Annotated in this window: 13 protein-coding genes and 1 tRNA gene; 7 read left to right on the plus strand and 7 right to left on the minus strand. The window is 72.3% G+C overall.

The genetic code is table 11. The features are described from left to right. Window positions 1–19 precede the first annotated feature (19 nt). Complete coding sequence (locus ACZ4XJ_RS02460; protein ID WP_468495007.1) at window positions 20–400, plus strand: VOC family protein; 381 nt, start codon at window positions 20–22, stop codon at window positions 398–400. 156 nt (window positions 401–556) lie between these two features. Continuing rightward, on the plus strand, window positions 557–790 hold the full coding sequence (locus ACZ4XJ_RS02465; protein WP_362876250.1) for a hypothetical protein: 234 nt from the start codon (window positions 557–559) through the stop codon (window positions 788–790). 77 nt (window positions 791–867) lie between these two features. On the opposite strand, the gene ACZ4XJ_RS02470 is transcribed toward ACZ4XJ_RS02465, so the two are convergent. The 3 genes from ACZ4XJ_RS02470 to ACZ4XJ_RS02480 form a co-directional block, all read right to left on the minus strand. Further along, window positions 868–1653 (minus strand): tRNA(His) guanylyltransferase Thg1 family protein, encoded by a 786-nt coding sequence (locus ACZ4XJ_RS02470; RefSeq protein ID WP_468495008.1) that lies wholly within the window; start codon window positions 1651–1653, stop codon window positions 868–870. A gap of 196 nt (window positions 1654–1849) precedes the next feature. Further along, a tRNA-Trp gene (locus tag ACZ4XJ_RS02475) sits at window positions 1850–1926 on the minus strand. Between the two features lie 55 nt (window positions 1927–1981). Next, on the minus strand, window positions 1982–2719 hold the full coding sequence (locus tag ACZ4XJ_RS02480; RefSeq protein ID WP_468495009.1) for an ankyrin repeat domain-containing protein: 738 nt from the start codon (window positions 2717–2719) through the stop codon (window positions 1982–1984). 101 nt (window positions 2720–2820) lie between these two features. On the opposite strand from ACZ4XJ_RS02480, the gene ACZ4XJ_RS02485 reads away from it, so the two are divergent. Then, the gene (locus tag ACZ4XJ_RS02485) at window positions 2821–3231 is read left to right on the plus strand and encodes a hypothetical protein (RefSeq protein ID WP_468495010.1); all 411 of its coding nucleotides are present in this window, start codon (window positions 2821–2823) and stop codon (window positions 3229–3231) included. A 142-nt stretch (window positions 3232–3373) separates the two neighbouring features. Continuing rightward, window positions 3374–5029 (plus strand): GMC oxidoreductase, encoded by a 1656-nt coding sequence (locus ACZ4XJ_RS02490; protein ID WP_468495011.1) that lies wholly within the window; start codon window positions 3374–3376, stop codon window positions 5027–5029. A gap of 72 nt (window positions 5030–5101) precedes the next feature. On the opposite strand, the gene ACZ4XJ_RS02495 is transcribed toward ACZ4XJ_RS02490, so the two are convergent. Next, window positions 5102–5581: a carboxymuconolactone decarboxylase family protein gene (locus ACZ4XJ_RS02495; protein ID WP_362876245.1), complete on the minus strand. Its 480-nt coding sequence runs from the start codon at window positions 5579–5581 to the stop codon at window positions 5102–5104. Further along, the gene (locus tag ACZ4XJ_RS02500) at window positions 5578–6657 is read right to left on the minus strand and encodes an NAD(P)H-dependent amine dehydrogenase family protein (RefSeq protein ID WP_362876244.1); all 1080 of its coding nucleotides are present in this window, start codon (window positions 6655–6657) and stop codon (window positions 5578–5580) included. Before ACZ4XJ_RS02500 ends, ACZ4XJ_RS02495 begins: the two co-directional genes overlap by 4 nt. A 196-nt stretch (window positions 6658–6853) precedes the next feature. Between ACZ4XJ_RS02500 and ACZ4XJ_RS02505 the strand changes: the two genes are divergently transcribed. Further along, on the plus strand, window positions 6854–8179 hold the full coding sequence (locus tag ACZ4XJ_RS02505; RefSeq protein ID WP_468495012.1) for a glycoside hydrolase family 18 protein: 1326 nt from the start codon (window positions 6854–6856) through the stop codon (window positions 8177–8179). 601 nt (window positions 8180–8780) lie between these two features. Here ACZ4XJ_RS02505 and ACZ4XJ_RS02510 read toward each other — a convergent pair. Together ACZ4XJ_RS02510 and ACZ4XJ_RS02515 are read right to left on the minus strand one after the other, a co-directional pair. Next, window positions 8781–9830, minus strand: coding sequence for a PfkB family carbohydrate kinase (locus ACZ4XJ_RS02510; protein WP_468495013.1), 1050 nt, complete (start codon window positions 9828–9830; stop codon window positions 8781–8783). Continuing rightward, window positions 9800–10435, minus strand: a complete 636-nt coding sequence (locus ACZ4XJ_RS02515; protein WP_468495014.1) for a bifunctional 4-hydroxy-2-oxoglutarate aldolase/2-dehydro-3-deoxy-phosphogluconate aldolase — start codon at window positions 10433–10435, stop codon at window positions 9800–9802. The genes ACZ4XJ_RS02510 and ACZ4XJ_RS02515 overlap by 31 nt, the downstream gene beginning before the upstream one ends. An 88-nt stretch (window positions 10436–10523) precedes the next feature. Here ACZ4XJ_RS02515 and ACZ4XJ_RS02520 point away from each other — a divergent pair, with 88 nt between their 5' ends. Together ACZ4XJ_RS02520 and ACZ4XJ_RS02525 are read left to right on the plus strand one after the other, a co-directional pair. Next, entirely contained in the window at window positions 10524–11363 is an 840-nt protein-coding gene (locus tag ACZ4XJ_RS02520) for an IclR family transcriptional regulator (RefSeq protein WP_468495015.1), read from the plus strand. A 161-nt stretch (window positions 11364–11524) separates the two neighbouring features. Further along, window positions 11525–13207 carry a sigma-70 family RNA polymerase sigma factor gene (locus ACZ4XJ_RS02525; protein WP_468495016.1) on the plus strand — a complete coding sequence of 561 codons (1683 nt, stop codon included), beginning with the start codon at window positions 11525–11527 and terminating at the stop codon, window positions 13205–13207. The last annotated feature ends 46 nt before the right edge of the window (window positions 13208–13253 follow it).

The raw sequence follows: 13253 nt of genomic DNA on the forward strand, positions 1-13253 counted from the left end.
CTTCCGGAGGCATTCACCCATGTCGGTTCAGCTCAATCACACGATCATCCACTCCCGTGACAACCGGGAGTCCGCCACGTTCCTGGCACACGTCCTCGGTCTCGAAGTCGGCGCCGAATGGGGCCCGTTCATCGTCGTGGCCACCGGGAACGGGGTCAGCCTGGACTTCGCGACCATCCCCGCCGAATCCATCGTGCCGCAGCACTACGCGTTCCTGATCTCGGAAGAGGAGTTCGACGCCGCCTTCGAGAAGATCCGAGCTGCGGGCATTCCGTACTTCGCCGATCCGCACGGCAAACAGCCGGGCGAGATCAACCACAACGACGGGGGCCGCGGGGTCTACTTCCCGGACCCCTCCGGGCACGGGATGGAAATCATCACCCGTCCGTACGGCGGCTGAGCAGTCGAGGGACTGAGCGCCGTCCCCCCTGCCGGGCTCGGCCCCCGGCGCGGACCGGTCCGGCCCCGCCCGGGAAGGGGGACGGGGTGCCGCCGCTCGGCGTGCACGATCGAGCCGCAGCCGGTGCCCGGGCGTCCCAGCAGCGATGATGGGTGCATGAGCAAGCCCCCTGCCTCCCGTCATCGTCTCCGCCTCGAAAACCACCAGGGCGACACTTACCCGGAAAGCCTCGGCCGGGCACACCAGCCCCTGTCCGGACTCACCACCGTGACCTGCGCCTGCGGCCTGCGGAGCGATCCGCTTCCCAGCGACGACGCCCGTCTCGTCTACGAGCAGCACCGCTACCTCATCCGTGACGAGGTGACGCAGCAGACCCCGTCCCCTCGGTAACCCGGCGGGCCGCCGCATGCCGTGCGGCGGCCCGCCGGTGCCCGTCACCGCATCCTGCGGCGGCGGGCCCCACCGCTCTACCGGCCCGTCACGGAAAGGGCCGGCAGGTCGGGAATCATCCCGGCCAGCCACCCCGTGGGCTCGACCGTGAACCGCGGCGCTCCGGACACCTCCCACCACGAGCGGACCGCTGTGGTCCGCATGGTCTCCCGGGTGCGCTTGTCGACGTACTCGACCATCCGCTCACCGGTGAGCCTGGTCGCGACCTGGCCGCGTGTGCAGGCGTCGGGGTATTCGTTCCAGTGCACTCCCTTCTCCGACCGCAGGAGTCCCTTCATCTCGCCGGTGGACACCCGGTGGAGACGCTCGTGCGGGAAGTGGGCCTGCGCCGCCATGGCGATGCTGTTGCGGACGGCGTCCCGCTGCCGCCACAGGAAGTAGTGCGCCACCTCCACCGGGTCCGCCATGGTGAACACGCGCGCGTCGAAGAGCGCCCGACGGCCCGGGCGTCGCTCGTTGAGGACGGCCGTGGCCAGGGACGCCGCGACGGACAGTTGCTTGGCCACCACCCCGCCGAACCACGGTTCGGTGGCGGGCGTGGCGAAGTCGGTGAGGAGCAGGCTGATCTCGTCGGACTGCGTGTAGGCGATGGCGGCGCCCGCCGCCTCCGCGCAGAGCGCTTCGGTCACGGCGGCCATGTCCTCCACGAACGCCATGTCGAACGGTTTGACGGCATCCCGCAGGTAGTTGTGGAAGGCGCGGCCGTCGAGGCGCAGGATCGTGTAGGTGGAGCGCGGCAGGACCGTCCTGTGTGCGGCTTCGTACCGCTTCATGCGGTCGCCCAGCGCGGTGGTGTCGCTCATCGTGATCCCCCGGGTCGGTGAGCGGCCAGGCTATCGGCGCCCGCCGCCCGAAGCCCGCGCACTCACCGCCCGCCGAGGCCCCGGAAAGCACGAGGGGCGCGGACCGGGCGGAACGGCGAACGACGAACGCCCGGACGGGGAGGTTTTCCCCGTGCGGGCGCTCGTCCGTGCTGCTTGCTACGACATCGTTCACGTGTGGCAGGGGCGGCAGGAGTCGAACCTGCGACCTACGGTTTTGGAGACCGTTGCTCTGGCCGGCTGAGCTACACCCCTTCGGCGAGACCAACCATGACACGGCGTCGCTCGAAGATCCACATGTTTCAGGGGCTCAACTGGATGAAACTTCGGCCCGGGTGACAGCGCCCCGCGTACGGAGCCAGTCGCCCAAGGAGGTGTCCGCACTGGTCAGAGCCACGTCGAGGGGAGTCAGGTCGTCGTGGCCGATCCAGTTGATGTCCGCGCCTTGGGACAGCAGGTACCGCGCCGTGGACAGGTGGCCACCGTGGCAGGCCCCCCAGAAGGCGCTCGTGATCTCTTCCGGGGGCGTGGGTGAGGCCGCGAGCAGGGCGGTGACGCGGTCGAGCAGCCCCAGGGTCGCCGCGTCGTGGAGGTCGGGGCGGGCGCCGAGCGCCAGGAGCCGGTCGGCTGCCCGCCACTGCCCGAACGCCCGGGCGTCGGCGAGCGGGGTGCCGCCGCCGATGACGCCGCCCCGGGCCTCGATGTCGGCGCCGGCTTCGACGAGGGCGTCGAGGGCGGGAACGTCGTCGTTGCTCGCGGCCCAGTGCAGCGGGGTCTCCTCGTGGGCGCCCACGAACCGCGCCGCCGGGTCCGTGCCGGCCGCCACGAGGGTACGGATGACCTCGGCGGTGCGCGGGTGATGGCCGGGCCAGTCGGTCGCGATGTGCAGCAGGCCGCGCTCCCCCGCGGCCTCGCCGCGCCGGACGATCCGGGCGGTCGCGAGCCCGGGGTGCGACTCCAACAGCCGTCGCAGTGCCGGGAGGTCTCCGCTGCGGATGGCGGCCGTGACGGCGATCGCCTGCGGATCGTCCGCGTCCAGTACCTGCATCCGCCCAGCTTACGGACTCCCGCGCGGCCGGGCCGGTGGCAGGAGGCACGGACGCGGAGGATGGCGGGACGGAAGGGGTCAGGGGGGAGTGAGGTCCCGCCGTGCACCACCCGACCCCCTACCGAGGCCCGAACCCGCGCGCGCGGCTCGATGTCACCCTCACCCGGGTCGTCGACCCGGCGGCACCCTCGGCGGACGGCGCCACCATCGAGGGCGGGGCCGGGAAGCTGGTGGTGGTCGCGCTGCGGCTGGGGAACACCGGCACGGTCGCCTACGAGGACTCCCCCGCGCCCGCCACCCACTTGCTGGACGCCGGCGGCCACCGGTTCACCGGTACGGACGAGCCGACCACGGTCGGCAGGCCGTTCCCCGCCGCGCTGCGGCTCGCCCCGGGCGACTTGGCCGGTGGCTTCGTCACCTTCCGCCTGCCCGCGGACGCCCACCCGGCCGCGGTGCGGTTCGCACTCGACGCCGGACTCGCCGACGACGTCGGCCACTGGAGCCTTACCTGACTCCCGGCCCTGCCCCCCACCCCCGGCTCCCCGGGCCGCCGGCAACCGGAATCAGGCACAAGTTACCTCGCCGTATGTAGTGACTTACCAGCCACCCGACAGTAGAACTTGTTCTCACTCCGTCGAGAGTGAGGAACGTCACATGAGTGACAAAGGCCTGAACAGCAAGGTTTCCAGCGGTGTTTCCCGACGCGGATTTATCGCTGGAACTGGTTCTATTCTGGGAGCCATGGCCCTGACGGTCAACGCGACCCCGGCCCCCGCCAGGGCCGCCGCGGGAGCCGCCGTCGCGAACGCTCCCATCGAGTCCGGGGCCCGCGTCCCCGCCTTGGTGATCGGCACCGGGTACGGCGGCTCCGTCGCCGCGCTGCGCCTCGCCCAGGCGGGTGTCGACGTACACATGATCGAGATGGGCATGGCGTGGGACACCCCGGGCACCGACGGGAAGATCTTCGCCAACACCACCAAGCCGGACTACCGTTCCTACTGGCTGCGCACCCGGACGAAGGCCCCGCTCAGCAACTTCCTCGGCTTCCCGATCGACAAGGACGTCCCGAAGTACACGGGCATCCTGGACGCCGAGGAGATGGGCGGGATCATCGTCTACCAGGGTCGCGGAGTCGGCGGCGGCTCGCTCGTCAACGGTGGCATGGCGGTGACCCCCAAGCGGCAGAACTTCGCCTCGATCCTGCCGTCCGTGAACGCCGACGAGATGTACAACACCTACTACCCGCGGGCCAATGCCGGCCTCGGGGTGGGTCTCATCGACCCCAACTGGTTCGAGACGGTGGACTGTTACCAGTTCTCCCGCGTCGGCCGCAAGCACGCCCAGCGCTCCGGATTCCCCTTCGTGTTCGTACCGGACGTCTACGACTGGGACTACATGAAGAAGGAGGTGGCCGGCACCGTCCCCAAGTCCGCGGTGGCCGGTGAGATCCTCTACGGCAACAACGCCGGCAAGAAGTCCCTCCAGCAGACGTACATCGCCGCTGCCCGCGCCACCGGCAAGGTCAGCATCTCGCCCCTGCACCGGGTCACCACCGTCTCCCCCTCGGCCGGTGGCGGCTACACGGTCGTCATCGAGCAACTGGACACCACCGGGGCCACGATCGCCACCAAGACCGTCGTCGCCGACAAGGTGTTCTTCGCGGCCGGCAGCGTCGGTACGAGCAAGCTGCTCGTGAAGCTCAAGGCCACCGGGGCGCTGCCGAACCTCAACAACGAGATCGGCAAGGGCTGGGGCGACAACGGCAACGTCATGTGCGGCCGCGCCAACCACATGTGGGACGCGACGGGGAAGGTCCAGTCCTCCATCCCCTGCGGGGGCATCGACAACTGGGACGCCGGCGGCGCCTTCGCCGAAGTGGCACCGCTGCCGACCGGGATCGAGACGTACGCCTCGTTCTACCTGTCGATCACGAAGAACCCGCACCGCGCCGAGTTCACCTGGGACGCCGCCGCCCAGAAGGTCGGCCTGAACTGGCAGACCGCCTGGAAGCAGCCGTCCATCGACATGGCGAAGAGCATCTTCGACAAGATCAACTCGAAGGAGGGCACGATCTATCGGACCGACCTCTTCGGCCTGAACAAGATCTGGGGCGACCACCTCACCTACCACCCGCTCGGCGGTGCGGTGTTGAACAGGGCGACCGACAACTACGGTCGCCTGCACGGACACCCCGGCCTGTACGTGATCGACGGAGCGCTGATCCCCGGCAACACCAGCGTCAACCCGTTCGTGACGATCACGGCGCTCGCCGAGCGCAACATCGAGAAGATCATCGCCACGGACCTCTAGCGGGGGCCCGACGACGACGGGGCCGGCCGGACTCTCCGGCCGGCCCCGCACCGTGTCCCCCCCCGTCCCGGCTCAGCTGCCCGGCAGCATGCAGACGCTGTCGAGCCCGAGCACGTGGTTCAGACGCCCGAAGGCGAGCCAGGAGCCGATGCTCATGCTCAACTCGACGATCTCCAACTGGCTGTAGTGCGCGGTCATCCGCTCCCAGAAGTCCTCGTCCAGGCCGTGGTGGTCCAGGGCGTAGCGTTCCGCGTACTCGGCGGCCAGCCGGGTGCGGTCGTCGAAGGCCTTGGTGGTGCGCCAGTCGGTGACGGCGTCGGCGAACTCCTCCTCGACCTTCTCGCCGTCCCGGTCGGTGCGCCAGTCGAGGCAGAAGACGCACCCGTTGATCTGCGCGATGCGCAGCCGGGCCGCCTCGAACTCCCTTAGGCCCAGGGTGGTGTGGGCGTAGACGGAGAGGGAGAAGTTGGCGGCGGCCATGCCGATGCCGGGCACCATGTCCCCCCATACGTACTCGATGGGGTGCTGCCCCTCGGGGATGTCGATGTTCACGGCTGCTTCCTTCCGAGTTTGCCGACTGCGGGACGCAGCGGGATGTCGAGCGCGTCGTAGAGTCCGGGTTCGGCGGCCACGAGCCAGTCGATGGCTCCGACCAGCCGGCCGACGGCGGTGGCGTTGCCGCCCGCGGAGCGGTTCTCTCCCTCGTCGGTCGCCTCGATGGTGACCTCGATGCGGGGGCGTCCTTCGATGATCACGCGGTGGGCTCCGGCGCCGTCGGGCGGCGTGGGCCAGTCGGGGGCGCACGAGGCGTGGATGCGGGTGACGTGTTCGATGACGATGCGGGGTTCGCCCTCGACGATGCCCTGGACCTCGAAGCGGATGGCGCCCTGGGTGCCGGCTTCGAAGTCACCCATGGTGCGGGTGGTGACGGTGGTGTCGAGTGCGCGGCGGTCGGAGGTCTCGCGGATCTCGTCGAGTTCGACCCCGAGGGCGCGGGCCATCATGCGGACCTGCCCTCCCCAGACCATGGTGGGGACCGAGGGCATGAGCATCATGGGCTCGAAGTCCATCGGTTGGCCCATGCCGACGAGGTAGCGGACCGAGTCCGGTTGGTCGTACGTGGAGTAGTCGAAGATCTCCTGGCAGCGGATCACGTCGATGGTGGTGCCGAGGCCGCTCAGGAGCAGCGGCAGGACGTCGTTGCCCCAGCCGGGGTCGACTCCGGAGGCGAAGAGGGATCCGCCGCCCTCCGCGACAGCGGCGAGCACCGGGTCGCGGAACTCCGGTGGGGCGTTGCGGTGGTCGTAGAGCGGGTAGAGGGCGGGGCTGACGACGGCCGCGCCGGCGGATATGGCGCGCACCAGGTCGGCGAGCGCGTCGTCGGGGCGGACGTCGCCGGACGCCGCGTACACGACGGCGGCGGGTCGGGCGGCAAGGACCGCGTCGACGTCGTCGGTCGCGGCCACCCCCAACGGGTGGTCGAGTCCGGCGAGTTCGCCCGCGTCGCGGCCGACCTTGTCGGGGTTGTGGACGAGCACTGCCGTGAGTTCGAGCGCCGGGTGGGCTTCGACGGCGCGGATCGCCGCGCGGCCTACGTTGCCCGTGCCCCAGACCACCGTGGAAATCATGCGCGGAGGGTAGCGAGGAGCTCATGAGGTGCCCAGGGCCGTGAACGATGAATTTGGGACGGACCCCCCGGCGGGCGTAATCCGAGGTGGACAGCCCCTTGACCCAGATGGTCCAGACCAATAGTTTCCGGATTGCACAGCGCACGCGTTACGCACGGCTCAGGACCACCACTCCCCGGATCCGCAAAGGAAGCCCATGCGCCGCAGCACGATCGGCAGGCTCGCCGTCGCCGCCTGCTCCCTCTCCCTGCTGACCGCCTTCGCACCCGCCGCCACCGGCGCGCAGGACGACAGCGCCGGTCACGGCCGCACGTACAAGAAGGTCGGGTACTTCACCCAATGGGGCGTCTACGGACGCGACTTCCAGGTCCAGGACCTCGACGCGAACGGGACCGCGAGCAAGCTCACGCACATCAACTACGCCTTCGGCAACGTCAGTGCCGAGGGGAAGTGCTTCACCGGCAACGTGCCCGGTCAGGCGGATGCCTGGGCGGACTACGCGCGACCGCTGGACGCCGCGAACTCCGTCGACGGGGTGGCCGACACCTCCGAGCAGCCCCTCGCGGGCAACTTCAACCAGCTCAAGGAGCTGAAGGCCAAGCACCCGAACCTCAAGGTGCTGATCTCGCTGGGCGGTTGGAGCTGGTCCACCCACTTCTCGGACGCCTCCCTCACCCCGGCCTCCCGCAAGGCCTTCGTGGAGTCCTGCATCGACCTGTACGTGAAGGGGAACCTGCCGCAGGACGGCGCTCGGGGTGGGGCCGGAGCCGCCGCGGGGGTCTTCGACGGAATCGACCTGGACTGGGAGTGGCCCGGGTCCGAGGCGAACACCGGCACCGTGTTCCGACCCGAGGACAAGCGCAACTTCACCGAGCTGGTCAAGGAGTTCCGTACGCAGCTCGACGCCTACGGTCGCGCCCAGAAGCGGAAGTACGAGCTGACGGCCTTCGTCCCGACCGCCCCCGCGAAGATCGACGCCGGCTTCGACGTCCGCCGGATCATGCGCGACCTGGACTTCGTCAACCTCCAGGGCTACGACTTCCACGTGTCGGGCGAGAAGAACACCGCCCAGCAGTCGGCGCTGTACGCCCGCAAGGACTTCAGCGTGGACGGCACGGTGCGGGCCTGGAAGGACCGGGGTGCGCCCGCGCACAAGCTGGTGGTCGGCATGCCGTTCTACGGGCAGGGCTGGACCGGCGTCCGCGGCGGCGGGGACGGCATCGCACAGCCCGCGACCGGACCGGCTCCGGCGACCTGGGCGGCCGGCTACGAGGACTACAAGGTTTTGAAGCGGCTGGCGGATTCGGGGACCTACGAGGTCCACCGCGACCGGCGCGGCGGCCACGCCTGGCTGTTCGACGGCACCACCCTGTGGACGTACGACGACCCGCAGGTGCTGCGCCAGAAGGCCGAGTACGTCCGCGAGGAGGGCCTGGGCGGCGCGATGTTCTGGTCCCTGGACGGAGACACCGCCGACGGTGAGCTGACGAAGGCCGTCGACCGGGGCCTGCGCGGCCGCTGACGGCCCGGGCCGGCCGGCGGATCGCCGCCGACCGGCCCCCTGGCCGACCCCCTGACCGGCGCCGCCGGGCCGAGAAATCCACACCGGCCCGGCGGCGCCCACCACGTGGCCTCCGCGCATGAGGGCGCGGGGCTCCTCCCCGAAGGGCGTCCCGGCCCGGGCCTGCTCATCGAGCGGAGGCCGGCGACGCGGCCCGAGGTCGAACTCCGCGTCGGGACAACGGCCTTCGAGGTGCGAACGCGGCACGACCTCGTGCGGCGGGCCCCGGCGCGCGGCCCGCGCAGCGCCCTCGACAGGGGCTCCGGACGCTTCCCCGGAGCAGCAGCGAAACCCCCGGCGGTCGGCTCGGCCGCGCAGGCGGCGATGGCCCACCTCCCCGCGCGGGGTCTCGAAGCCGTGGTGGTGACGGCCTTCGGCACCCCGCAAGCGGTCCACACCCTCCAGTGCTGTGGCCGGAAAGGTTTGCCGGGTCGTGGTGTTCGGTGCGGTGCATCGCAAGGCGGAGGGCCGCGGCTCGTACTGGACGAACTTCCGTGGCCCGACAACGCGGCGAGGTGCCGCGCCGGGCGCCGCGACCCGGTGGACCTCTCCGGTCACAGCACTAGGCCCGCCGGTGCCTCGCCGCCAGGGCTGCCGTGTCGGTGAAGGCGGGGACGTGGCCGGTGCCGCCTCGGCCGGACACCGACAGGGAGGCGGCCGCCGTGCCGTAGGCCACCGCGTCGGCGAGGGTGTCACCGAGGGCGAGGCGGGCGGTGGCGGTACCCGTGAAACAGTCCCCGGCGCCGGTCGCGTCGACGGCGCGCGGGTTGACGGGGACGGGGTGGTGGGCCGGCCCGGTGCCGTCGTCCAGGAGCAGCCGGCCCGCGCCGGCGGTCACGGCCACGGCGCGGGCGCCCAGGGCCCGGCAGCGGGCCGCCGCGGTGGCCGGGTCGGCGGTGTCCACCAGGGCGAGGGCGTCCCCGGGGCAGGAGGTCTTGAGCAGCCCGGTCAGCGGGGCGATCCGGGCCAGCAGCTCCCGGGCCTCGTCCCGCCCGGTGAGCCGGGCACGGTAGTTGGGGTCGTACGTGAGGTGCCCGCCGGCGGCGTGGACGGTCCGGGCGGCGTCCAGCACGGCCTCGCGGGCGGTCGGGGAGAGGGCGCCGGTGATCCCGCTGGTGATGAGGGAACGGGCGGAGGTCAGCAGGGTGCGCCAGGAGTCGACGTGGAACGGGGCAAGGGTGGAACCGGCGCCCGCGGTGCGCCAGTAGACGAACTCGCGCTCGCCCTCGGTGTCGGCGCAGAGCAGGTACGCGCCGTTGGGGCGGGGGGCCCGGCGGACGTGGGAGACGTCCACGCCGAGGTCGGTGGCGCGGCGCAACAGCGGCACGCTGAGGTCGTCGTCACCGACTACGGCCAGCAGGGCGGTACGGGCGCCCGCGGCGGCGGCCGCGGCGGCGGCGTTGAGCGCGTCGCCGGAGTAGGAGATGCGGGCCGGGGTGCCGGCGACGGCGTCGCGCGGGGCGGTGTCGGTGTGGATCTCGACCAGGACCTCGCCGAGGACGAGGACGTCGTAAGGAGGCGAAGACGAAGGGGAAGGCGAAGGCGAAGGGGACGGCGAAGCGGCGGCGGAGGGGGACACGGTCAGCGCTCCGGGGCGCAGTCGGCGCAGCACGGTCCGGCGAGTTCCGCGAAGACGGCGGCCAGTTCGGCCGGGTCGTCGGGCAGGCCGTTGCCGATGCCGACGGCGCTCGCTCCGGCGGCGAGCCACTCCCGGACCTCGCCGGGCCGGATGCCCCCGGTCGGCACGAGGAGCGCGTCGGGGAGGACGGCCTTGAGGGAGCGGATGAACCCGGGGCCGCCCACGTGCGCCGGGAAGACCTTGGCCGCTCCCGCGTGGCGGGCGGCGGTGGCGATCTCGCCGGGGGTGAAGCCGCCTTCGATGAACACGGCGTCGTGCCGCGCGGCGAACTCGCGCACCTCGGGCGCCGGGTAGGGGGAGATCAGGAAGCCGGCGCCGGCGGCGAGGGCCTCCCGCGCCTGGGCCGCGCTGGTGACGGTGCCGACGCCGATGAGGGCGGGGCGGCCGTGCGCGTCGGTGAGCGGGGCGGTGCGGGCTACGGCAGTCGCCCAGCCGGGGGTGGAGGTGGTGAGCTCGACGGCGCGGCAGCCCGCCGCGAGCAGGGCGCCGGTGCGCCGGACGGCCTCGTCCGGGCCGGGGTCGCGCAACACCGGTAGCAGGCGCTGAGCGGCCAGCACCGCGTACGGATGACAGGACATCGGACCCCCCGATTTGTTCCACGTAGCGGAACTGCATATCGTGTAATGGAACTCAGTGGTCCAGACCTTACACACCCAGGGAGCCCGCGTGTCAACGGAGCGAGCACGGTCGGCGGACCCGGCGCACGACAACGGCCCGGCCGGTCCGGGCAACCCGGCCGGTCCCTCCCCCCGCCCCGGCGGCCGAACATCGGCGGCCGGGTCGGCGCTGGAGAAGTCGCTGCGGATCCTGGAGGCCGTGGCCGCGCCCGGCGGCCCGCACCGGCTGACGGACGTCATGACGGCGGCGGCGGTCCCCAAGTCGAGCACCTTCCGCATCCTGGCGGCCCTGGTCGACCAGGGCTTCGTACGCTCCGACGGCGAGGGCCGCTACGGGGTGGGCCCGCGACTGCGCGGGCTGTCCGCCGCGGTCGGCGGCGGCGAGCCGGCGAGCGTCCAGCAGATCCTGGACGACCTGCGGCAGGCCACGGGTCAGACGGTGCACCTGGCCCTGCACAGCGGCGAGACCATCACCTACATCCACAAGCTGGAGAGCGGCCAGCCGTTCCGCACCGCCTCCCGGATCGGCATGCGGGTGCCGCTGCACACCACGGCCATCGGCAAGGCCGTCCTCGCCCACCTCCCCCCGAGGGAGCGACGGGAACTCCTCGACGCCACCGGACTGCCCGCGCGCACGCCGCGTACGTTGACCACCGCGAAGGCCATGGCGGCCGAGCTGGAGGCGGTGCGGGAGCGCGGGTTCGCCGTGGACGACGAGGAGAACGAGCCGACGATCCGGTGCGTCGGCGCCGCCGTCCTCGGCGCCGACGGGCGCCCGGTCGGCGGAGTGTCGGTGACCACCGTCACCTTCCTGGTCTCCCGCGAGGAGATCGAGACGTACGCACCGGCCCTGCGCACCGCCGCGCGGGCACTGACCCCCCTGTTGTGACCCCTTGTCGTGATCGTCCGTCGTGACCGGCCCGGGCCGGCCGCCGGGCCCCGGTGAAGTGGCGCCGGAAACTTCTTCCGGATAAGTGTTATCGGGGCCCCTCTCGACGGTCTCCACGTTATTGGGCATCATCGACCGCCGGTACGGACAGGGACTTTCACATGAGCACACAGCACACGGCAGCACTGGTGGCAGCGGCCCGCGCGGGCGATCCCCGCGCGCAGGACGAGCTCGTCAGCGCCCACCTGCCGCTCGTCTACAACATCGTCGGCCGGGCCCTGAACGGGTCCTGCGACGTGGACGACGTCGTGCAGGACACCATGCTGCGGGCGCTCGACGGACTGGGCGGACTGCGGTCGGACGAGAGCTTCCGCTCCTGGCTGGTCGCGATCACGATGAACCGGATCCGGGCGCACTGGCAGGCCCGCGACAACGGGGCCGGCGCGAGCGGACTGGAGGAGGCCGGTGACGTCGCCGACCCGGGCGCCGACTTCGCCGACCTGACCGTCGTACGGCTCCACCTGTCGGGTCAGCGCCGCGAGACCGCCCGGGCCACGCGCTGGTTGGAGCCCGACGACCGGGCGCTGCTGTCCCTGTGGTGGCTGGAGTGCGCCGGGGAGGTGACCCGGGCCGACGTCGCCTCGGCACTGGAGCTGACCCCGCAGCACACCGCGGTGCGGGTGCAGCGGATGAAGGCGCAACTGGAGGCCGCCCGGGTCGTGGAGCGGGCCCTGGACGCGCAGCCCCCGTGCGACGGGTTGCGCGCGATGACGGCCGGTTGGGACGGGCGGCCCTCGGCGCTGTGGCGCAAGCGAATAGCCCGGCACGCCCGCGAGTGCCTGCGGTGCTCGGGGCTGTGGAACGGACTGGTGCCCGCGGAGGGGTTGCTGGCCGGGCTGGCCCTGGTGCCCGTCACGGCGGCGCTGCTGGCGGGCGCGCGGTCGGCGGTCGCGGCCCCGGCCGGCTGGACCCCGGTCGCGGCGGCCTCATTCGCCGACGCGGCGACGCAGCTGACCCCGGTGGTGTCGGGGCCGGGTCGCGCCGCGCGGCGCAAGGCCGGCGACGTCGGCCACGGTGACGCGGCGAGCGGCCGCGGGGCGCTGCGCAAGCGGCGCCAGAACCGACGCCGGGCGATCGGCGGCGCGGTCGTCGCCGCCTGTGTGGCGGGCGGCGGGCTGGTCTACCTGGGCTCGCTCCCCCGTGCGGGGGACACCGAGGCGACCGGAGCGGCCCCGGCCTCCCCGCTGGCGGCCCTGTCGGCGCCCGACAGCGCGACCCCGCTGCCCTCCGCGTCGGCCTCCGCTTCCCCTTCCGCGTCGGCCTCTCCCTCCCCGTCGGTCTCCGCTTCGCGGTCCGCGTCGCCGTCGCCGTCCGTCGTCAAGTCCTCCTCGGCGGCGCCCTCGCCGACCCGGAGCGACCCGCCGACCACGAAGGCCGCCGCCCCGGCTCCGGCACCCGCCCCGCAGGGGGTCGTCGGCCAGGTCCTGGCCCTGGTCAACTCCGAGCGGGCCGCGGCCGGCTGCGGCCCGCTCAAGGACGACGCGCAGCTGCGCTCGGCCGCCCAGGCGCACTCGGCGGACATGGCCCGGCGCGACTTCTTCGACCACACCAACCCCGACGGGGCCGACCCGGGGGCCCGGACGACGGCGTCCGGTTACCGCTGGTCGACGTACGGCGAGAACATCGCCAAGGGGCAGCAGACCGCGCAGGCGGTGATGGACTCGTGGATGAAGAGCCCGGGGCACCGCGCGAACATCCTCAACTGCTCCTTCAAGGACCTCGGCGTGGGCATGCAGCCGGGCGCCGGCGGCCCGTGGTGGACGCAGAACTTCGGTGCCCGCTAGTGCTGTGACCGCCGGGCAGCCGCGGGGCCACGTCTAGTCCGTCCCG

The sequence above is a fragment of the Streptomyces sp. NPDC029836 genome (assembly GCF_055574495.1).

Bases quoted from the DNA above. Each gene is read 5' to 3' on its own strand.
- ACZ4XJ_RS02500 (WP_362876244.1), bottom strand. From the start codon at position 6,657: ATGATTTCCACGGTGGTCTGGGGCACGGGCAACGTAGGCCGCGCGGCG.
- ACZ4XJ_RS02505 (WP_468495012.1), top strand. From the start codon at position 6,854: ATGCGCCGCAGCACGATCGGCAGGCTCGCCGTCGCCGCCTGCTCCCTC.
- ACZ4XJ_RS02470 (WP_468495008.1), bottom strand. From the start codon at position 1,653: ATGAGCGACACCACCGCGCTGGGCGACCGCATGAAGCGGTACGAAGCC.
- ACZ4XJ_RS02465 (WP_362876250.1), top strand. From the start codon at position 557: ATGAGCAAGCCCCCTGCCTCCCGTCATCGTCTCCGCCTCGAAAACCAC.
- ACZ4XJ_RS02525 (WP_468495016.1), top strand. From the start codon at position 11,525: ATGAGCACACAGCACACGGCAGCACTGGTGGCAGCGGCCCGCGCGGGC.
- ACZ4XJ_RS02490 (WP_468495011.1), top strand. From the start codon at position 3,374: ATGAGTGACAAAGGCCTGAACAGCAAGGTTTCCAGCGGTGTTTCCCGA.
- ACZ4XJ_RS02480 (WP_468495009.1), bottom strand. From the start codon at position 2,719: ATGCAGGTACTGGACGCGGACGATCCGCAGGCGATCGCCGTCACGGCC.
- ACZ4XJ_RS02515 (WP_468495014.1), bottom strand. From the start codon at position 10,435: ATGTCCTGTCATCCGTACGCGGTGCTGGCCGCTCAGCGCCTGCTACCG.
- ACZ4XJ_RS02460 (WP_468495007.1), top strand. From the start codon at position 20: ATGTCGGTTCAGCTCAATCACACGATCATCCACTCCCGTGACAACCGG.